A 20324-nucleotide genomic window follows, 5' to 3' on the forward strand; every position below is an offset into this window, starting at 1 on the left:
CGTGCGGAAGTGGTGCCGTGCTATACCATGCGCGCGGCATTGATCCTGTCCGGCATTGTGTTTCGATAAATAAGGAGTTGAATTTGTTGAGCTTTTAATTGTTGGCTAAAGGGTTGCTGCACAGAAGCCGATATAAGAGCGGTATACGATAGATTCTTCTTCAAGGAGCAGTATTGGTGAGCAGGCATTTAAATGTATTGATCGTCGAGGATAGCGAAGATGATGTGCTGTTGTTGAAGCGGCACTTGCGTCAGGGAGGGTATCTGATTCATTGCGGCTGGGTCGATACGGCAGCGGCCTTGAATCAGGCTTTGAGCGAAGAGAGCTGGGATGTGGTTATTTCCGACTATTCGCTCCCTTCTTTTACCGCCATCGATGCGCTATTTATGCTGCAGAAAAAAGGACTGGATATCCCTTTTATTATCGTTTCCGGTGCCATCGGCGAGGAAATCGCAGTCTCGGCGATGAAAGCGGGTGCCCACGATTATGTTATGAAGGACAATCTCGCACGGCTGGGGCCTGCCATCGAGCGCGAACTGCGCGAGGCGGCCATGCGCCGCGATCGGTATGAAGCTGAAGAGGCTCTTAAAGAAAGTGAACGGGAGAATCGTGAGATATCGCGGGAATTCCGTGCCTTGTTGGACAATATCCCCGATTCTCTGACCCTGCTCGATTCGTCAATGCAGGTGGTCTGGTCTAATCTCAGTACCGCTAAATTGTTGAATTGCAATCCCGACGAATTGGCAAATCACCATTGTGAAAAACTATGGACAGACTGTAGCGCTCGCGGCGACGATTGTCCGGTGCGTAAAAGTTTTATCAGTTGCCAGGTGGAAAAAGCGGTTATTAAGGCTAATGATGATCGCACCTGGGGGGTGCGGGCGATTCCGATTTCCAATCGCCACGGCCAGGTTGTTAGCGTCATCAAGATGGCCAGTGATATTACCCGCCAAATTCAGTTGCGAGAAGAAGCCAGCCGGGCCGGTCAGTTGGCCTCTCTGGGTGAATTGGCTGCCGGGGTGGCCCATGAGATCAACAATCCCATCAACGGCATCATCAATTATGCTCAGATTCTGGCTGATCAATTCAGTGAAGATGCTGAAAATCAAGAAATCGTGCAGGAAATAATCGATGAGGGGGAGCGAATCGCCAACATCGCGAAGAACCTGCTCGACTTTGCCAAGGCTCGCCCCGAGTTCAAAAAACCCGTATCGGCAGAAGATATACTGGCGGCATCTCTGGCCCTGACCAAGTCACAACTTAACAGGGATGGCATCAAGTTGATAATCGATATGAACCCAGGCCTACCCCCGGTACTTGCCCATTTGCAACAGGTTCAGCAGGTAATACTTAATCTAATCAGCAATGCCCGTTATGCTCTGAATCAGAAATATTCTGCGGCGGATCCGGAAAAGATCTTTCACATCGAATCGGAACTTTGTTCTACCCCTGGGGGGCGTTTGTGCGCTTGTCTTTTCTGGACCAGGGAATTGGTATTGCCCCGGAGGTATTGCCCAAGGTTATGGATCCGTTCTATTCCACCAAACCGAGTGGCTCCGGCACCGGCCTCGGCCTGAGTATCAGCCACGGGATTATCAAGGATCATGGCGGAGAGATCAGGATCTTTAGTGTGCCTGGGCAATATACCCGCGTTGTTCTCGACCTGCCGGTAGCCGATGCTGATTGCCAAATGGGCCAGCAAGAAGAGGTTGGCGGCAGCAGATGAGAAGAATCGGTTTTTTTGGTGTTGCGCTACTGTCCTCGTGGAGCCTTTTGCTGGTCTGGACCTATCAAGAGGATTCCTCAGAGCTGCTGGCTGCGGGCCTGGGAGGAACGGAACAGATCCGCTTCTACGTGATTCTTTTTTTGGCCTTACAAAGCCTTATAATCCTCTTTTTGTTGCCCCATGTGCGTTGGCAGAAGCAGGCTCAGCGAGCACTTCGGAGCAGTGAAGAACGTTTCAAGGCGGCTGCATCGGCTATTAGCGATGCCTTGGTAGCCATCAACGATCAGGGACTGGTGGTGCTTTTCAACCCGGCGGCTGAGCGCTTATTCGGCCATAGCAGGCAGCAGATGCTTGGTCAGACCCTCGATGCTCTGCTGCCGATGAGATACCGGGAGCGACATCGGCAGGCGTTGACGGATTATTTTTCCAGTGGTTCAGGCAGCCGGGTCTTTGGTTCCCCTCTGGAGCTCCCGGCCCTGTGTGCGGATGGCAGGGAAATCATCGTCGAACTTTCTCTGTCCTTGTTGTCCGAAGGCGATTCCCGCACCGTGCTGGCATCCTTTCGGGATATTTCACGGCGTAAGGCCGATGAAGAAGCGTTACGGCAAAGTGAGGAGCGCTTTCGGGAGTTGGCCGATCTGCTGCCGCAATCGGTTTTTGAGGCCGACCAGCAGGGCCGTGTGACCTTTGCCAACCGTATGGCCCTGCAGTTTGCCGGTTGGAGCGATGAGGATCTGGCTCGGCAACCATCGGTTATAGACCTCCTCGGTCCCGAAGACCGGCAGCGGGCGGCAGCCAATTTTCAACGGGTTCTGGCCGGAGAGCTGTTGTTGAACGAAGAGTACTCTCTGCAGGTCAGTGCTGAATCGTCTCCTGTGACCGTGGTTGTAGCTGCGGCCCCCATTGTCCGCCAAGAGCAGGTCGTCGGTTTGCGGGGTATTGCGGTCGATGTCACCGAGCGCCTTGCCGTGGAGCGGATTGCCCGCGAAAACACTGAAAAATTCAAGCGCCTTTATCAGGAATACCAGGCCCTGCTCGACCATATACCCGATGCCATCACCCTCTACACGCCTGAACTGACCGTGGTTCGCAGCAATCGTGGGGCGGCAAGGTTGCTTGAGCTGCCGGTCACCGAACTGCCGGGCACTCATTGCAGCGCCCTGTGGGCCGGCTGCTCGGCGGCTGGCGACCACTGTCCCGTTGAGCGTTGCTTTCGTTCCGGCCAGGTGGAACAGGCCTTTACCAAGACCGATGACGGCCGCTCCTGGCATGTACGGGCTTTTCCAGTCTGTAACAAGGAGGGCGAGCGGATTAATGTTATCTCTCTGGCGAGCGATGTGACCCGCCAGCGGCAACTCGAACAGGAGGCCAGCCGGGCCAATCATCTGGCCTCGCTGGGCGAACTGGCTGCCGGAGTGGCCCATGAGATCAACAATCCCATCAACGGCATCATCAATTATGCACAGATACTGGCCGATGACGGCCAGATCGGTGAAGACAACCGGGAGGTATTGCGCGGTATTACCGAGGAAGGGGAGCGCATTGCCAATATCGTATACAACCTCCTTTCCTTCGCCCGTGATCGGCAGGAGACGAAGACTCCGGTCAACCTTGGGGAGGTGTTGACCGCGGCCCTGAATCTGACGGAATCACAATTGCGTAAAGACATGATACTGTTGGATGTCAATGTGGACCCCGGTTTGCCCCTGGTTAATGCACATTTTCAACAATTACAGCAGGTTATGCTTAACCTTATCAGCAATGCTCGCTATGCCCTCAATCAGCGTTACCCCGAGGGCCATGTGGGTAAAACTTTTGCTATCCGCTCCGAGTTTGCTCAAGAGGCCGGCGGGGATCGAATCAGGTTGGTGTTTCACGATGGAGGCACCGGTATTCCGGCCCATCAGTTACCCAAGATCCTGGATCCCTTTTATACGACCAAGCCGAGTGGGGCCGGTACCGGACTTGGTCTGAGTATCAGCCACGGCATTATAGAAGACCATGGTGGTCGCCTTGACATCGAGAGTGCCGAGAACCGCTTTACCAAGGTCACCATCGAACTGCCCACTGCCAAAGGAAGTGATTTGTTATGAAGCCCAAGATATTGGTCATCGACGATGAAAAAAGTCTGCGGTTCACTTTTCAACGATTCCTCTCGGATGAAGGTTATGAAGTGGATACGGCCGCTGATTACCAAGAGGCTTTGCTGCGTATCGGACAGGAATGTTACGACGTGGTGTTCAGCGATATTTTGTTGGGAGACAAGACCGGCATCGATGTGTTGCGGGCCATCAAGGAGCAGATTCCTTTGTGCCCGGTGATCATGGTAACCGGCTATCCCAATATCGAGACCGCTTCCGAGGCGCTGCGCCTTGGCGCTTTCGATTATATTTCCAAGCCGGTGGTCAAGAAAGACCTCTTGCAGGTAGCCCGGGCCGCCATCAAATACCGTCATGTCGCCGAGGAGAACGAACGCAATCGCATTAATCTTGAAGCGGTCTTTTCCAGTGTGGGCGATGGCCTGATTATTGTCGATCAACAGGGGGAGCTTCAGCGGGCCAACGAGGCGGCCCAACGAATATTTCAACTGGATGAAGAAGTGCTTGGGCAACCCTACAGAGAGGCTTTGAGCAACTGTTCCGTTCGCAGTTGCGACCTGTTGCAGAGCACCCTGGAGACGGGCCGGCAGGGACAGCTCGAACGTATCGAATGTGATCACTCGCCAAACAGCCGCCAAGTGTTGACCCTGCTAACCTCGCCCTTGGTTAACGCTGTCGGCGAAGCCATCGGGGCGGTATTGGTGACCCGGGATGAAACTCGTATAGACAAACTGGAGCGTTCCCTGCGCAAACGCCATAATTTTCATAAAATGGTCGGGGCCAGCAATAAAATGCAGGAGCTCTATTGTCTACTCGACGATTTGGCCGATGTACCTTCGACCGTATTGATCACCGGCGAGAGCGGTACCGGAAAAGAGTTGGTTGCGGAGGCGCTGCACAAGTCCGGGGTACGGCACAACAAGCCGCTGGTCAAAGTCAACTGCGCGGCTCTTTCCGATACCTTGCTCGAAAGTGAACTGTTCGGCCACGTGCGTGGCTCCTTTACCGGGGCGGTCAAGGATCGTATCGGCCGTTTTCAAAAGGCCGAAGGGGGGACCATCTTTCTCGATGAGATAGGCGATATCTCTCATAAGGTTCAACTGCGTTTATTGCGGGTGTTGCAAGAGCGGGAAATTGAACGCATTGGCGAATCGATGCCGACCAAAGTCGATATTCGTATTGTGGCGGCGACGAATCGCAACCTGGCCGAAATGGTTCGACAGGGCTCCTTTCGCGAAGATCTCTATTATCGGCTGAAAGTGATTACCATCCCGTTGCCGCCTTTGCGTGAGCGAAAAGACGATATCCCTTTGTTGGTAGAACATATGATCGATAAGTTGAATGGCACCATGGGCAAGGAGGTCACCGGGATTTCCCAGGAAGTGGCGGAATTTTTTCAGGAATACAATTGGCCGGGTAATATTCGTGAGTTGGAACATGTCATGGAGTATGCCTTTGTTCGTTGTCGGCAGCCAGTGGTTGCCCTCGGGCATTTGCCGGAAGATCTGCTGGCGACCAAAGACCAGAATTCAGACGCTTCGCCTCAGGTTGTCGAAGAAGACGAAGTACAATCGATCTGCAAGGCGCTGGAAAAGACCGCTTGGAATAAAGCTAAGGCCGCGCGATTATTGGGGATAGACCGTAAAACTCTTTATCGCAAGCTCGCCAAGTATGAGATCGATGCCTAACCCGATACCGCAAAGGACCCTGCGAGCTCGGCGATAACCTGTGCAGAGGCATTTGAGTTTTAGCTACCAAGTAAGGTAGATAGTTTTTTCTTTTCGCGGAAAAACAGCCCTTGTTTTAAAATTCGAAGTGTGGCGTGCCCCATAAGTGTGGACCTTCCGCAGTGTGGCACGCCACACTTTTTTTGTTTGTAAGCGATTCTCATAATGGCCGGGAAAGTCGGCCAGTGGTTGGTCCCATACCGGAAATGGTTTTTCAGTGGAAGGCTCAAAATGTTGAAAACATTGCATAATTTCGATTTAAAAAATTTTATTGAGTGTAATTTTTTGTTTTCGGGGTAGTACCTTGTTCCTTTGGTACAGCTTTTGCCATATCAGGTGGACACTGGTTAACAAAGCGTACTTTCTCTGGATCGCTAAAAGGGATTTATCGGATGTGTGTGGAAATGACTCCTGCGGACATAAATTCAACAAAAGTTAAAGTATGTCCGCTGGTAAACAATCCCCGGCGTGATTGCTATTGCCTGGACATGACCAGTCGCAACATCGAAAAGGTGGTGCGGTATTGCAGTGGCGATTATGAACAGTGCGCAATCTATATCAAAAGCCGTAAACCACGGCCCCATATCGAATAGGAGGCGAAATGGCCGAAGTGATGGAAAAGGATCCGCTGGAGTTGGATGATGCCGGGTACGAAACGGAAGATACTCAGAAAGATAAATTCTTAACCTTCTTTCTGGCAAATGAGGATTACGGAATCGCAATCCAGCATGTGATCGAAATCATCGGTATCCAAAAGATTACCGAGGTTCCGGACATGCCCACTTTCGTCAAAGGGGTCATAAACCTGCGCGGTAAGGTGATACCGGTAATGGATGTGCGGGCACGGTTTGGCCTTCCCGGTCAGGAGTACGATGAGCGTACCTGTATTATCGTTGTCAACGTCGACGATCAGTCGACCGGGTTGATCGTCGATCGGGTCTGTGAGGTCGCCGACATCCCTTCCGAAAATGTCGAACCGGCACCCGGCAGCGGCAAAGGGCAGGTCGACAGCTACATCATGGGCCTCGGCAAGGTTGGAGATCGAGTGAAAATTCTTCTCGATGCGCGGCGACTGCTGGCGATCTGATCTCGTCTTCAAAGTTTAGTTTCTCTGTTTAACAACCAATTTTCAATAAGGAAGCGACATGAAGCTCAAATCGATTCAGTTAAAGATTACCCTCATCGCCGGGGCCTGCCTGCTGATTACCGCCGGCGCCCTGGTGGCTTACAGCCTGATTTCGGCACACAACACTCAGCAGATGACTATCGAGCGGGTCTCCGCTGTGCAGCAGAAGAGTGCTCTCGATCAGTTGAAAAACCTGGCGGGTGAGCAAGCGGGAAAGGTTCAGGCCAAGTTCGACATCGCCCTTGATGCCGCCCGTACCATGGCTCATACCTTTGAGGTGGGCAAAAAGCCGGGTCCTAACGGCAAGCCGGTGCTGCAGATCGGCCGCGATCAGCTCAACGCCATTTTGCTCAACGTACTGGAAAAAAATCCTGAATTCAACGGTACCTACTCCTGTTGGGAGCCTAATGCTCTCGACGGTCGCGATAGTGAGTTCGCCACCGGCAAGGACGGCAACAACTCGGTGACCGGGCGATTCACTCCTTACTGGAATCGTGATTCCAACGGCAATATCGCCGTACAGCCCCTGGTGGAATACGACACTTACGATAAACACCCCAACGGCGTTCTGAAGGGCGGCTGGTATATCACCCCCCGGGAAAAAAATATTGAAAGCGTGCTTGATCCCTTCCCTTATATTGTTCAGGGTAAAAAGGTGTGGTTGACCACCCTCTCAGTGCCGGTAATGGTTAACGGCAAGTTTCATGGCGTGGCCGGAACCGACTACGACCTGACCTTCGTCCAGCAGCTCAGTGAAAAGGTCGACAAGGATCTGATGAACGGTCAGGGCGAGGTGGCGATCATCAGTTACGACGGCCTGATCGTGGCTCACAGCGAAAAGCCGGAACTCATTGGTCAGCACTTCAAGGCCGCTTTGGCCGATGGTTGGGAGTCCGCTCTCAAAACGGTACAGGCCGGGGACTCCATGGCCAGCATGGATGAAGCCAGTGGCATGGCCACGGCCCTGGGCGCTATTGAGCTCGGCCGCACCGGCCGGCCCTGGTCGGTTATGATCCGCATTGCCGAAGATGTTATCCTGGCCGAAGCCCTTGCTCTTGATGCGGCTCTGGAAGAGCGTAGCGATAGCGCCGCGATGTGGCAGACTTCCGTCGGCATAGTCGTGACCTTGATCGCCCTGGCTCTGATCTGGCTGGCCGCCCGCAGTATCGCTCGTCCGATTCGGGAAGCCGCAACCCTGGCTGATACCATCGGTGCCGGTGATCTTTCTCAACGCCTGCAGGTTCAAAGCGCTGATGAAGTTGGCCAGTTGAGTACCGCCCTTAACGCCATGGCCGACGGCCTGGAGCAGAAGGCGCAGATTGCAGAAAAGGTTGCCAACGGCGATCTGACCACGGAAGTCGAATTGGCCTCGGATAAAGACGTGCTCGGCAGGGCCCTGCACAAGATGGTCGATCGCCTCAACGATCTGCTCGGCCAGGTGCAGACAGCCAGCCACCAGATCAGCACCGGTTCGACACAGGTTTCCGACGCGTCTCAGACCCTGTCTCAGGGCGCGACCCAATCTGCCGCCTCACTGGAAGAGATTACCGCTTCCATGACCGAGATGGCGTCCCAGACCAAGCTCAATGCCGAAAATGCCGACCAGGCAAACTCCCTCTCCAAAGGGGCGCAAAGCGCCGCTAACAACGGCAGTGAGTTGATGTCCGACCTGGTCGATGCCATGAGTGATATTAATCGCTCCGGCGAGGATATTTCCAAGATCATCAAGGTTATCGACGAGATTGCCTTCCAGACCAACCTGCTGGCCCTGAACGCCGCGGTCGAAGCGGCCCGTGCCGGGCAGCATGGCAAAGGCTTTGCCGTGGTTGCCGAAGAAGTGCGTAATCTGGCCGGCCGCAGCGCCAAGGCCGCCAAGGAAACCGCTGAGCTGATCGAGAATTCAACAGCAAAAACCCGTCATGGCAACGATATCGTCGAAAAGACCGAAGCGGCTCTTAAAGAAATTGTTGGCGGCACCACCAAGGTTTCCGATCTGGTGGCGGAAATCGCCGCGGCCAGCAACGAGCAGTCCGAGGGGATTAGCCAGGTCAATAGCGGGCTGGGTCAGATAGACTCGGTCACCCAGCAGAATACTGCCAACGCCGAAGAAAGCGCTGCCGCATCCGAAGAACTGGCCAGCCAGTCGGCCCAGCTGCAGAATATGCTCAGCCAGTTTAAGCTCAAAGGCGGTGTACGCATGGCCAGTGCGGCTATTCCTCAGCCGGTAGCAGCTCCGAAGCGGACCGCTCCAGCCTTGGGATATGAAGGCAATGCGGCGACCTTTGCCCAGGCTGCTCCGGCGCCGACCGCCGATAACGATCCGAGCCAGGTGATTGCTCTGGATGACAAGGAGTTCGGCAAGTACTGATCGCTGAATCGTAAATAGCAGTAGAAAAACGACGGGCGGCAAAGGAACTTCCTTTGCCGCCCGTTTCGTATTTATGGTAGGGGCGAGGGACGTTAGAGACGCTTTACTGCAGGCAGGCTTGGTCTTTAGCGGTCGCTGCGGTGGAGTTCGGTCACGGTGATGCTATCGCCATCCTGTTCCCAGCGAAGATCAAAATCAAACAATTTCATACCGAAACTGTTCTTTTGCGGACGTTGCTGATAGTAGGCGGGGCGTGGGTCGTTGCGCAGGGTTTCGACGATCAATTGACGCAGGTCGGGATAGTCGCCTTGTTCCAGAGTCAGGCAGGTTTGTTCCGGTTCCGGCAGAAAGTTGACGGTTAGATGTCCCTTTGGGGCTTCGGCGGCAAAACCACCCTTGGCTGTGGCGATGGCGTCGGCATAGGGCAGATAAGGTTTGATGTCGATAATCGGCGTGCCGTCGAGCAGGTCGACCCCCTTGAGGTGCAAAATAATCTTGCCCGACTGCTGTTCAATGCGTTCCAACTCAACGGCGGAGAGACCGATAGGGTTGGGTCGAAAGGGGGAGCGGGTGGCAAAAACGCCGAGGCGGGTATTGCCGCCCAGGCGCGGCGGACGAACCGTCGCTTTCCAGCTCTGGCGATCATTGCCATGGAAGAGAAACAGCAGCCAGAGGTGAGAAAAGCCTTCCAGGCCGGTAAAGGCTTCGGCCTGGTTATAGGGCGGCAACAGTTCCAGGGTGGCGGTTGCCGCCGGAACCAGGCCGGCCTGGCGGGGGATGCCGAATTTCTCCTTGAAGCAGGAGCGGATGATGCCGATCGTTTCAAAATGAATATCCATGGCTGTTGTTTAGCTCTTTCGCAAAAACTTAAAGGATGGCTGAGCAAAAATTTCGTTCGACAAGGCTTGGTGTTATATCAGGGGGGAAAGCATACGTCGAGTATGTCGAGGTCCTGATGAAACGCCTAACGCCAAAGGGCGGACCTTTTACAATGCCATCTTGTTTAGCATGATTTTTGTTGCAATACCAGAGACGCCTTTCGGGGCAGAAACAGGGTCGAACGCAGAAACTAATTCGCGGTGCCGAATGCTTATGCTAGTATAGTAATTGCTAATCTTGGTGTTTTGGGAACCGAAAGTGCTCGACTTGGCAACTATTGTCCGGAGACATTGTATGCACCACAAAAGACCTCCTCTAAAATCCATGAGTTCGATGGGTGAAGATAGCCGCAGCCTCTATGCTTGTCTGATTTATCGCCAGGATTGTGAGCGGAACAGGGAAGTGTCCCGTTATCTGGCGGCCGGTTTGGATGTGAAAGAACAGGTTGTCGTCGTTATCTCCGGTCCCTTACAAAAGTCTTTTTGTGCCGCACTGCAAAGTCAGGGATTGAAAACCAGCGAGGCGGAACAAAGCGGCCATCTGCTTTTTGCCAGTCCCGAAGGTCTTGGTTTGGTAACGGCGTCTTCAGTCGCCGATGCAGTAAATTGTTTAGCCGCTGTCGGGCGTAAGGCGATGGCGCAAGGGTTTCGCGGTGTTCGAATCTATTGGGAAATGTCCGGGGCTATGCTGGAGAAAGACCTTGCCTGGCTGCAGGAGTGCCTTGCCGGATGTGACCGTTTGGCGGCAACCACCGATATTTCCCTGCTCTGCGGATATGACCGTCAGCAAGTACCCGGCAGCCTGCTGATAGAAGTCCTGGGTCTCTATCCGCTGCTTATTCATCGGGGGAAACGGATTGCCAACAGCCATTATCTACTTTCAGACGCTAAATCGGCACCTTCTTCAGGAAGCTTTTTCAGGGCCCCCGATGAAAACACAGGAAGCCACCGTGAAAAGCGCAACAAAAGGCCCTATCGCCGCGGGCAAGTCCTTGATGCCATTTTTTCCGCGGCCCCTATCGGTCTGTGGGTGCTGAACAAAGAACAGCGCATGGTCTTCACCAACCAAAATTTTTGCCTTGCCACAGGGGTCAGTGAAGAGCAGTTTCTGCAAGCCCCCCACTATTCAATGGTTATGTCTGCCGACGAAGCGGTCGAGTGCATGCTTTCCGATGCTGAGGCCTTTAGAGCCGACGGACCGGTGGAAAGTGAAGAACTGATCAGTTCGGTCGATGGAGACCAGCATATTTTTCGGATAGTGAAGACCAAGGTGGTCAATGAAGAACAGGATGTCGAGGGGCTATTGGGGCTGGCCATCGATATTACCGAACAAAAAGAAGCCGAGCGTCGTCTGCGGCATAGCGAAGCCCGCTTTCGGGATATCGCTTTAAGTATAGGTGATTTTATTTGGGAACTGGATGCCGACGGCCGTTTTATCTATTGCTCAGATAAAGTTGAGGAAATGCTGGGGTTTGCAGCTCCGGAGCTGCTCGGCAAATGTTTTTTCGATGTAATCACCGGCCGAAAGGCCAAGGATCTGGAACGCTTGATTTGCGATTCGGAAACCCCCAAAGAGGCTTTTAGAAACCTTCAAGGCTGGGCTCTCGACAAAGAGGGACAATGGCATTTCCTGCGTATCAGTGGTGTGCCTATTTTCACAGAAGAGGGTATCTGTCAGGGATTTCGCGGAGTGACCGAGGACGTTACTAGGCAAAAACAGGCCGAGTCCGGAGTGAAACGAGCTCTGATTCAGGCCGAGCAGGCGCGGGATCAAATTGACAGTATCATCAAGTCGACTGCGGATGGTTTTATTGTTACCGATCCCCGCAATCACCATATTGAACTGATTAACGATTCGGCCCGGGAGTTTCTACAAGGCGGACCGCAAAGCCTGGTCGGTCAACCTGTTGCCTATGTAGTAGAGGACGAAGGGCTGCTACGCCAGGTCCAGGAGATTTATTCAGAGCATGCCCCGCCCTTGCTGCAAACCGATATCCGCTTGTCGAAATCAACGGCGGCAAAAGGGCGTATTGTACAAGCTCGCACCTCGCTGATGCGCAACAAGCAGGGGAGGGTGAACGGTGCTCTTACCGTATTACGGGATGTTACCCGCGAGCGGGAGCTGGATCGCATGAAGGCGGAATTCATGTCCATGGCCGCCCATGAGTTGCGTACCCCCTTGACCGCTATTCTCGGTTATTCTGAGTTGTGCCTGAACCCGGAGGAGTTCGGCGGTTTTAATGGGGCTCAACAAAAGGAATTTATTGCCGAGATTAACGACAAGGCCGAGGTGTTGGCGAAGCTGGTCAATGACTTGCTCGATATCAGTCGCCTGGAGGCGGGCAAGCCGCTACCGCTGAATATCGAGAAAGTCGCTATAGAACCGATGCTTACGAAGTTAGTAAAACGCTATCGTTTGCTGGCTCCCAAACATCTATTTGAGGTTGATTTGTCAGGGGACCTTCCCGAGTTTGTGCCGGCTGATGGCGAAAGACTGGAACAGGTATTGGAAAACCTGTTCAGCAATGCGGTTAAATATTCACTGGAAGGCAGCTTGATTCGTGTGGGTGGAGAGAGGGTTAACGGTTATTGCCAGATATCGGTGATCGATCAGGGGATTGGCATGACCAGCGAGCAGGAAGACCGGGTTTTTGACAAATATTACCGGGCCGATTGTTCCGATACGGCTGCCAGGGGAATTGGGCTCGGCATGAGCATCGCGAGGGAGATTGTTGAGCAGCATGGCGGTGCCATTTGGTTGGAAAGCGCAACGGGAGTGGGAACCCGGGTCACTTTTACCGTTCCGCTTAAGCGCTGATTTTAGCCTGCGTAGCGCCTCCGTAAGGTCATTGTTGCAACAATTTGTCGATAATTGGGCGGTCCGCCGGGAGTAAATCGTATTCGGGCAATTGCTCCACGGTAAGCCAGCGGTGCTCGTCGACCTCCAGATTGCGAATAGCTTCGCTCAAGGGAAGGCATTCATAGACCAGAATCAGTACGGGCCCCCAGTCATAGCGGTGATAGACCACTTCAAAAATTGCTCCAACCTCGATTTCAAGGTCGAGTTCTTCCCGTAACTCCCTTTTCAGGGCTTGTTGCGGTGTCTCGTTGTTTTGTAGTTTGCCTCCCGGAAACTCCCAGAATCCGCCCTGCTGCTTGTCCGCAGGGCGTTTTGTTATCAAGATCTTAGAATCCTTGCGCAGCAAGGCGGCGGTGACGATCAGCGGTGGCATGGGGTTCCTTTAAATGTGATGCTTCAGATGGCGGGAGGAATGAACAGCAGGCAGTATACCGTGCAGACAAGGTGGGAGGAAGGGGCTTTTTTGCTGACGGCGAAGAACCGATATGTTAAAGGTTGCCATCTTGAAACATTTGGAATGCAGCAACTCATTGGAACCGGAAAAAGGGTGATGTTTAAAATATCCGAAAAAGGACGGGGCATCCGCGACATGTTCGATGCCATTGCGCCCCGCTACGATTTCCTCAACCGTCTCCTGTCTCTGGGAGTCGACCGCCGATGGCGGAGTTTTGCCGTGGGGCAGTTGCAGATCCCCGACGGGGGAAAGGTGCTCGATGTGGCGACCGGCACGGGGGATGTCGCTCTGGAGATTGCCTCACGGACCCCGGAGTCGGTTCGCGTCGTCGGTGAGGACTTCACCCAGGGAATGCTGGCTGTCGGTCAGCAGAAGATCGACGCCTCCCCGTTTGGCAGCCGGATTTTCCTGGTGAACGCCCCCTGCGAAGCCATCCCCCATCCCGATCGGACTTTTGATGGAGTCACCATCGCCTTCGGAATTCGCAACGTGGTCGATCGCCTGGCGGGCCTCCGGGAAATGCGCCGGGTCCTCAAACCGGGGGGCAGGGCGGTGGTTTTGGAGTTTTCCAATCCGCGAAGCCGCCTTTTCAAGGCCCTCTACTATTTCTACTTTCGCCGCGTCCTGCCTTTTCTCGGCGGTCTCTTCTCTCGGCGCAGCGCCTACCAGTACCTTCCCGATTCGGTCCTGGAATTCCCCGACCAGGAAACCTTCAAAGCCCTCATGGAAGAGGCAGGGTTCTCTTGTCTGCAGCATTTCGATCTGACCTTCGGCATCGCCACGGTTTATGTGGGTGTGTGTCCAGATTAATTCCCCCCCCCCTCCCTCATTGTGGAATGGAAATGAACGCCCGGGCCACAACTCTTGGAAAAGACACTTTTCCATGTACACTTCTAATTGAGATATGGACTTGGTAATCGGATTGTTTGGTGAAAACCAAGCTCTGATAGGTAGCTGCGACCAAGAAAAATTTTAGAAATATCTTGGTCTTAAAAACATAGGGTGACGAAAATGAGCAGATTGATCAATCGCATCAAAATGGTCCTTCGCATGGTGGCAAAGGGAGAGGCCGGTCTGCTTGGCAGGGAATTCACACGGCGCTTGTATTCGAACGAACGTTCCTTGGGTCTGCGGCGGGATCTGGATGCCCCTTTCGAGACGCCTGCGGCAAAAATTGCCATCCAAATCCGTCCATTGCGTGAGGAAGATGTGACTGAACTCCTGGACGAATGTGCCGAAGGGTTTTCACGTGAGGCTGTTAAGGAACGAGCCCAGCGTAAGCTTCTTCTTCGCGAGAAGATTCCTGCGTGTTATGTAGCAGTAACGGAAGATGACAGGCCGGCTTATATGCAGTGGCTTATGGCGGCTGAACAAAATGCCAAGATACAAGCGTATTTCAGAGGTGGGTTCCCGGTTCTCAAAGAGGACGAGGGCCTTTTGGAATTCGCTTTTTCTTTGGAAAAATACCGTGGAATGAGAATTATGCCTCACGCCATGGCTGAGATTGCAAAAAAGGGTCGTGATTTTGGCGCAAAATATATCATCACCTTTGTCCCGGAAGAGAATATTCCGTCGCTGAAAGGATGCAAGCGAGCCGGCTTTTCTCCTTATATGGTACGTGTGGATCGGTGGCGATGGTTCCGGCGTTGCAGTGAATTCCAAAAATTGCCACCAGATACAGCATATTCTTTTGATGGTTAACCCGTTGTAGAAGTGGTTTCCGTCATAACAAACAAAAAAATGAGTTAACCGGGTTACTGTGAAAGGCTGCCGGTCTTTCCTCGCTGAATAAACAACTCAATTTATCACAGATAAGATTGTTGCATGACTGGAGGTCTGTTGCTCATATCGCTGGCATAGAATAACCACAGGGTGAATTCCAATGAGCACATTGATGAACCGCGCCAAAATGGTCTTTCTCCTGCTGGTCTCGGGGAAAATAGGGTTGCTCGGAAGAGAGTTCAAGCGGCGCTTGTATTCGAACGAACGCTCCCTGTGCCTGCGGCGGGATCTGGATATTCCTTTTGAGACGCCTGCGGCTAAACTTGCTATCGAAATCCGCCCATTGCATGAGACAGATGTGGGTGAACTATTGGATGTCCATGACGAAGGGATTCCAGGTAAGGCTGTCAAAGACCGGGTCCAGCGTAAGCTTTTTCTTCCCGAAAAGGTTCCTGTGTGCTATGTGGCAGTGACTGAAGACGGCAGCCCGGCTTTTATGCAGTGGCTTATGGCGGCCACAGAAAATGAAAAGATACAAGAGTATTTTTGTGGTGGAGTGCCGGTTCTCAACGAGGATGAGGGACTGCTTGAATTCGGGTTCACTTTGGAAAAATATCGCGGCCTGAGAATTATGCCTCACGCCATCTCTGAGATCGCTAAAAAAGGTCGTGATTTCGGCGCGAAATATATAATCACCTTTGTTCCGGAGAAAAATATCCCATCGCTGAAAGGATGTAAGCGCGCCGGCTTTTCCCCTTATATGGTTCGTGTCGCCAGATGGAGGTGGTTCCGACGTCGCTGTCAATTCAAAATGTTGCCGCCTGGGACACCATTCTCCTTTGACAGTTATCCGGCTGCCGAACCGGTTCCCTCTTCAACAAATGAGAAATTCAGTTAGTTTCTGGCCGGAAACAGCCCTTTTCCGTAAGCTCTAGGTCAATCTATGTCCTTGCTTTGTGCGCCGTACCGCGGTGTACGCCTCCGCGCAAGGCTTTGTCATCCGCGAATGCACTACGGCCCCTGGGGCGCCGGCTTCGCAGGCTGGCCGGTAATGACTTCGCCGGGATCGGTGATCAGTTTGCCCGGCAGCCCCAGCACCCGCTTGAAAATACCAAGGACCTTGGTTGAAACCGAGGTCACCGGAACCGGTAGAACCTTGGGGGATTTGCTCGGTCCAGTGATCTCAAAATGAGCCGTGATCAGAGCTTTTTCCTTCCCCGTCAGCAGCCAGCCGGCGACCGGTATGTGGGTAACCAGCTTGTCGACAGTGCCGAAGGGTTTGACGCCAAGAATCAAGTCAAGTTCTTTGTTGACCAGGTTAATATCCCCTACCAGCGACAGGTTCATGGCGTTGCTGGTTATAAGCAGGTCTTCTGTTGTTAAAACTCCGTCACGCAGAACAAAGCCTCCCTCCAGGCTGGAAAAAGGCATGCCCTCTTCAACCATGTCCGGTAATTGCAGGGTAAGAATCTGGGAGACGTTGAGCAGGGAGAAGACCTTGGCTAAAAAGGTGAACTTACGCAACACGCCTTCCTTGATTGTCAGCTGAAACCCGCCATCTGCAGTCGGGAGAAAATTCGCTCCCAACTCACCCGTCAGCTGAAAATCTCCATCCAGTGCACCGCTGAGCAAACCTTTTTCCCCGAGTACTTTGCCGTATTGCAGGGTTGATGCCTCGACTCCCTTGATCTGTCCCGAAACGGTGAGCAAGCGATTCTGATTAGTATCTTTATGCAGGGCGATTTGAGCCAGACAACTGCCGCCGCCGGTGTGGAAACGCAGTGGGCTGAGACGCAACACGCCGTCAACGGAAGTGACGGTAGTCGTGGCCTGCTCAACGAGCAGGCCCTGATAGGTGCCCTTGGCGACTTCGGCCTTAACCACCACTTTGAGTCGGTTTTTCTTCGGGGTACGGGCCGGTTTTCTCGGTGCCTGCCAGAGGGCAACAACCGAATCTATATCGGCTTGTCCCGCCCTGGCGGTAAGATTAAGCTCCGGATTTTTGCCGCCTTGCAGAATGCCGCTGACGGCTACTTGGGTGCCGCTATCAAGCGTAACGTGCAGATCGTTGAAATTGACTTGCTTCCCGACAAAGACCAGGCTCCCCTTAAGATTGTGCAAAGTGGCTTTGGGAGAAGGGAAGATCAGTTCGTTGGCCCGCAATTTCTTCGCGTTGAGGTTAAGTTCGATGCGGGGCTTCGACCAGTTACTGATTTGGCCGCCGAGGCTGACTTTTGATTTGCCGAGCAGACCCTTTACGCCTTGCCATTCGATGTGGTCCGAAAAAAGTTTCAGGTTACCGGAAAAATTCTGAAGATCGCCTCCCAGGATTTTGGGAAAGTGGACTCCGCATTTTGTCAGGCTCAGGACTCCTTCTCCCTGTTGAGCAGCGCTTCCACTGCCCTGCAGGCTGTATTCGCCAGACAATTGGCCTCGCAGTTGAAAGGGCTCAAGAGCCGGGATCAGTGGAAGCCAGGTGGCAAGATCAGTGTCGGTTAAGGTCATGCGCAGAAGGTAGTCCTGCGCCCTTTGACGCTTATAATAGCCGATCGCCTTGAGTTCCAGCGGGCCGACCTTAAGGCTACTGGCGGTCAGTTTCAGTTCGTCGCTGGTGAGCAGCCCTTGTAATTTGAGACCGCTCGGCATGCCCGCTGGTTTGGCCAGCCCTGGTTCATAGCGCAGAGAGCAAGCTTGCAGGTCGGCCTGCAGGCTCCATTGTAGTTGGGAAAGCAGGCCGCCCATGTTGAAACTGACTAGAATCGGTCCTTCGGCTGTCAGTGGTTGTAGCTTAGGGTTGTCAAAAAGTTTTGCCAGGTTACGGCCTGGCAGAACCCATCCAGCACCAAAAGTGACGGATCCCGTAGGTTGAAAGGGATGGTCGATAGTGCCGGAAAACTGCAGAGGAGATTCGAGGACTTGGGCTGTTCCGTCATTCAAGGACAGCCGCTGCTGTTGCCAGGTGGCTGTGGCCTTCACCCTGGTAAAGAGCGGGCTCTTGCCAAAACGGAACTGCCCGTCCTCTAGGTAAAGGGTGGCCTCCTTGATTGTTTGATGCAGCGCCTGTTGCTGAAATTGAGAAAGGGGACCGGCAAAGCGACTGTAGCCCAGGCGCAGAGTCCCTCCCAACGTTTGTCCTTCCAGCAGATGGCTGAAGGGTGCCCGGGTGGCAGGCAGCAGGTCCGCGATAGTGCTCAGGGGCAGTTTCTGTGTGGACAGCCCGCCTTCTAGCCAGGGGTCCGCTTCTCCGTGCTGCAGGGAAAAGTGGCCAGCCAGTTGAAGCTCATTCAGGTGCAGAGTCAGATCATCGAATTTGTTCAGCCCGGTGTCCGCGGTCCACTGACCGGAAAATCCGAATTTTTGCAAGTTGAGCGGTTGAGGATAGTGCTCGGGGAATTTCAGTAACAGGTTTTCGCCTTGCAGGTCGGTCTTAAAAGAAAGGCCTTCCTCGGGCGAGCCATGAAGGGCCAGGTCCAGGGTGAGCCGACCACTGCTACCGCTGCAACCCGCTTGAGCGGCGTAAAAACTACACAGACCATTTGGATCGATATTTTTGAGATGGACTGACAGGTCCAGCCATAGTTGACGCCAGAGGGCAGGGTTCGTTGGTAAGGCCAGGCGGCCTGCAACCTCCAGGCGACTGGCCGGTTCCCCGGCCAGTTGGCCACTGAGTTGCAAACGGCTTTTTTGGCGAGAATAAACGTCTCGCAAGTTTAGATTGATTCCCGTCAGCTGCAGCTCAAAAGGAGTATTTTGTTGCCGCAAATCGTTTAAATTTATGGTGCCTTGCTCAATCTGCAGGGAATGGACCCGCACGGAGTTCAGCAGTTTGCTAAGCAACACCACGGGGCGCGCTTGAGTGGGAGACTTTTCTGCGGGCGTGAGCAGCGTGAAACGCACACGTGGGCGATGAAGAACAATCTTCTCGAAGCTGAGTTTGCCTATAAGCAGCGGTAACAGATTGGTTTGCAGAGACAGTCTGTCGGCTTCCAATAAACGGTCTTCCTTGCTGCCGATTTCTATGGTGGTGAAATCAAATGTCGGGCCCGGGCGCAATGACAGGCTGGCTGTGCCGAGTCGGACCGGCTGTGACAGGGCGTTGCTAAGTCGGACTTGCAGCTCATCCCGGTAGAGGTTCAGATCGAAAGTAGCCAGGAAATAGACAACCCATAGCAGGCCTGTGACGCTCAATAAGCCGAGTAGGGTTAAGATGGGGTGACGGCGGAACATAGGTATCCTTTGCTCGGGTTCATCTTGTCCGGCTATTGTGCGATATATGGCGCAGTGGAGCAACTGTAAATGAGATGTGTTGAATGAAGCGATTGGTAACCTTAGATCTCGGGCCGGCAGAAGCCGATAGCTGACAGCAGATGCTTCAGGTCTTGAGGCAGCGGGCAAGCGACGGTTAGCCTCTGCCCGGCGGTGGAGTCGGGCCAGGAGAGGGTGCAGCAGTGAAGAAAAGGTTGTTGCCGGTTTAAAACCTTCGGTCCTCCGTAACGTCGATCTCCAACCAGAGGGTGGCCGGCATCGGCCAGCTGACGGCGAATCTGATGTTTGCGGCCGCTGACCAGTTCAAGTTTTAGGAGCGAAAAGTGTTGGTTGCCCTCCAGGCGCCGGTACCGGGTGATGGCTGCGCGCAACTTGCCTTTGGCCGGTACCGGAGTATGCAATTCGCCGCTGTCGGCTGTTTCGCCCACTACCAGTGCCGTATAGTGCTTTTCCACCTGCCCGGTCATGAAGTAGTTACCCAGAACACCGGCCGCCCGGCGTCCCTTGGCAAACAGTACCGGCCCTGAGGTGCCGACATCGAGACGGTGCACCGGAAAAGCACCAAAGGGTAATTGCCGGCGCTTGAGCCATTTGTCCACCCGATCGGCGAGATTATCCGTTTCATGACCGACTCCGCGGTGTATCGCCAGGCCAGCCGGCTTGTAAACCGCCAGGAAGTCCGGCCCCTCTAACAAAACCTCGATTTTTTCCCGGTGCGATTCCAGCAGGAACCCTGCCAGGCGCTTGTTTCCCGGCAGGGTCAAAACATCCTCTGCCTGCAGCGGAGTTTGCTCGAGAGTGGCCTGACCGTTGAGCCGCAATTTCCCTTTGCGGATCAGTTGCTGCAGATAAGCGACGGGTGCGGCAGGAATCTGTTCCTGTAAAAATGCCAACAGGGATTGACCGGAATTTCTGCTGGTTACAGTTAATTTATTCATGGGGCTATGATAGCGCCGCCGCCTCTGCCTGGCAAGCGCTTCGCCCAAGGCCTTCGTAGTGCTTGACAGCGCATTTGTGTGGGCTAGCTTATGTCCTTTACATGGTTTTGGGAGATTGCTACCATGTCTCGTCATTTTTCTGGCCAGGGTATCGGAACAG

General features: G+C 53.7%; 15 protein-coding genes. 11 read left to right on the top strand and 4 right to left on the bottom strand.

Annotated features, from left to right (window positions below):
- Positions 1-176: 176 nt before the first annotated feature.
- The 7 genes from A7E78_RS12820 to A7E78_RS12850 all read left to right on the top strand — a co-directional run bounded on the left by A7E78_RS12820 (position 177) and on the right by A7E78_RS12850 (position 9046).
- Entirely contained in the window at positions 177-1577 is a 1401-nt protein-coding gene (locus A7E78_RS12820; RefSeq protein ID WP_145924904.1) for a hybrid sensor histidine kinase/response regulator, read from the top strand.
- Positions 1463-1726 carry a sensor histidine kinase gene (locus tag A7E78_RS12825; RefSeq protein ID WP_072284652.1) on the top strand — a complete coding sequence of 88 codons (264 nt, stop codon included), beginning with the start codon at positions 1463-1465 and terminating at the stop codon, positions 1724-1726. Before A7E78_RS12820 ends, A7E78_RS12825 begins: the two co-directional genes overlap by 115 nt.
- The gene (locus tag A7E78_RS12830; RefSeq protein WP_083553101.1) at positions 1723-3819 is read left to right on the top strand and encodes a PAS domain-containing sensor histidine kinase; all 2097 of its coding nucleotides are present in this window, start codon (positions 1723-1725) and stop codon (positions 3817-3819) included. Before A7E78_RS12825 ends, A7E78_RS12830 begins: the two co-directional genes overlap by 4 nt.
- A complete protein-coding gene (locus A7E78_RS12835) occupies positions 3816-5513 on the top strand; it encodes a sigma-54 dependent transcriptional regulator (protein WP_072284654.1) in 1698 nt (565 codons plus the stop codon). The genes A7E78_RS12830 and A7E78_RS12835 overlap by 4 nt, the downstream gene beginning before the upstream one ends.
- Before the next feature lie 443 nt (positions 5514-5956).
- Complete coding sequence (locus A7E78_RS12840; RefSeq protein ID WP_145924905.1) at positions 5957-6145, top strand: hypothetical protein; 189 nt, start codon at positions 5957-5959, stop codon at positions 6143-6145.
- Positions 6146-6153: 8 nt separating this feature from the next.
- Complete coding sequence (locus tag A7E78_RS12845) at positions 6154-6639, top strand: chemotaxis protein CheW (RefSeq protein ID WP_072284656.1); 486 nt, start codon at positions 6154-6156, stop codon at positions 6637-6639.
- A gap of 58 nt (positions 6640-6697) precedes the next feature.
- Positions 6698-9046 (top strand): methyl-accepting chemotaxis protein, encoded by a 2349-nt coding sequence (locus A7E78_RS12850; RefSeq protein ID WP_072284657.1) that lies wholly within the window; start codon positions 6698-6700, stop codon positions 9044-9046.
- A 125-nt stretch (positions 9047-9171) separates the two neighbouring features.
- On the opposite strand, the gene tsaA is transcribed toward A7E78_RS12850, so the two are convergent.
- A complete protein-coding gene (gene tsaA / locus A7E78_RS12855; RefSeq protein ID WP_072284658.1) occupies positions 9172-9885 on the bottom strand; it encodes a tRNA (N6-threonylcarbamoyladenosine(37)-N6)-methyltransferase TrmO in 714 nt (237 codons plus the stop codon).
- A 334-nt stretch (positions 9886-10219) separates the two neighbouring features.
- On the opposite strand from tsaA, the gene A7E78_RS12860 reads away from it, so the two are divergent.
- Positions 10220-12742 carry a PAS domain S-box protein gene (locus A7E78_RS12860; protein ID WP_083553103.1) on the top strand — a complete coding sequence of 841 codons (2523 nt, stop codon included), beginning with the start codon at positions 10220-10222 and terminating at the stop codon, positions 12740-12742.
- 28 nt (positions 12743-12770) lie between these two features.
- On the opposite strand, the gene A7E78_RS12865 is transcribed toward A7E78_RS12860, so the two are convergent.
- Positions 12771-13157, bottom strand: a complete 387-nt coding sequence (locus tag A7E78_RS12865; RefSeq protein ID WP_072284660.1) for a (deoxy)nucleoside triphosphate pyrophosphohydrolase — start codon at positions 13155-13157, stop codon at positions 12771-12773.
- Between the two features lie 177 nt (positions 13158-13334).
- Here A7E78_RS12865 and ubiE point away from each other — a divergent pair, with 177 nt between their 5' ends.
- From ubiE to A7E78_RS12880, 3 genes are all read left to right on the top strand, one after another.
- The gene (gene ubiE, locus A7E78_RS12870) at positions 13335-14048 is read left to right on the top strand and encodes a bifunctional demethylmenaquinone methyltransferase/2-methoxy-6-polyprenyl-1,4-benzoquinol methylase UbiE (protein WP_072285160.1); all 714 of its coding nucleotides are present in this window, start codon (positions 13335-13337) and stop codon (positions 14046-14048) included.
- Positions 14049-14249: 201 nt separating this feature from the next.
- Entirely contained in the window at positions 14250-14939 is a 690-nt protein-coding gene (locus tag A7E78_RS12875; RefSeq protein ID WP_072284661.1) for a GNAT family N-acetyltransferase, read from the top strand.
- Between the two features lie 181 nt (positions 14940-15120).
- On the top strand, positions 15121-15858 hold the full coding sequence (locus A7E78_RS12880) for a GNAT family protein (RefSeq protein ID WP_145924906.1): 738 nt from the start codon (positions 15121-15123) through the stop codon (positions 15856-15858).
- Between the two features lie 113 nt (positions 15859-15971).
- Here A7E78_RS12880 and A7E78_RS12885 read toward each other — a convergent pair whose 3' ends face one another.
- Together A7E78_RS12885 and A7E78_RS12890 are read right to left on the bottom strand one after the other, a co-directional pair.
- On the bottom strand, positions 15972-19187 hold the full coding sequence (locus A7E78_RS12885; protein WP_072284663.1) for a YhdP family protein: 3216 nt from the start codon (positions 19185-19187) through the stop codon (positions 15972-15974).
- Positions 19188-19288: 101 nt separating this feature from the next.
- Positions 19289-20164 carry an RluA family pseudouridine synthase gene (locus tag A7E78_RS12890; RefSeq protein WP_072284664.1) on the bottom strand — a complete coding sequence of 292 codons (876 nt, stop codon included), beginning with the start codon at positions 20162-20164 and terminating at the stop codon, positions 19289-19291.
- Between the last annotated feature and the right edge of the window lie 160 nt (positions 20165-20324).

It is taken from the genome of Syntrophotalea acetylenivorans (assembly GCF_001887775.1).
Lineage (GTDB): Bacteria > Desulfobacterota > Desulfuromonadia > Desulfuromonadales > Syntrophotaleaceae > Syntrophotalea_A > Syntrophotalea_A acetylenivorans.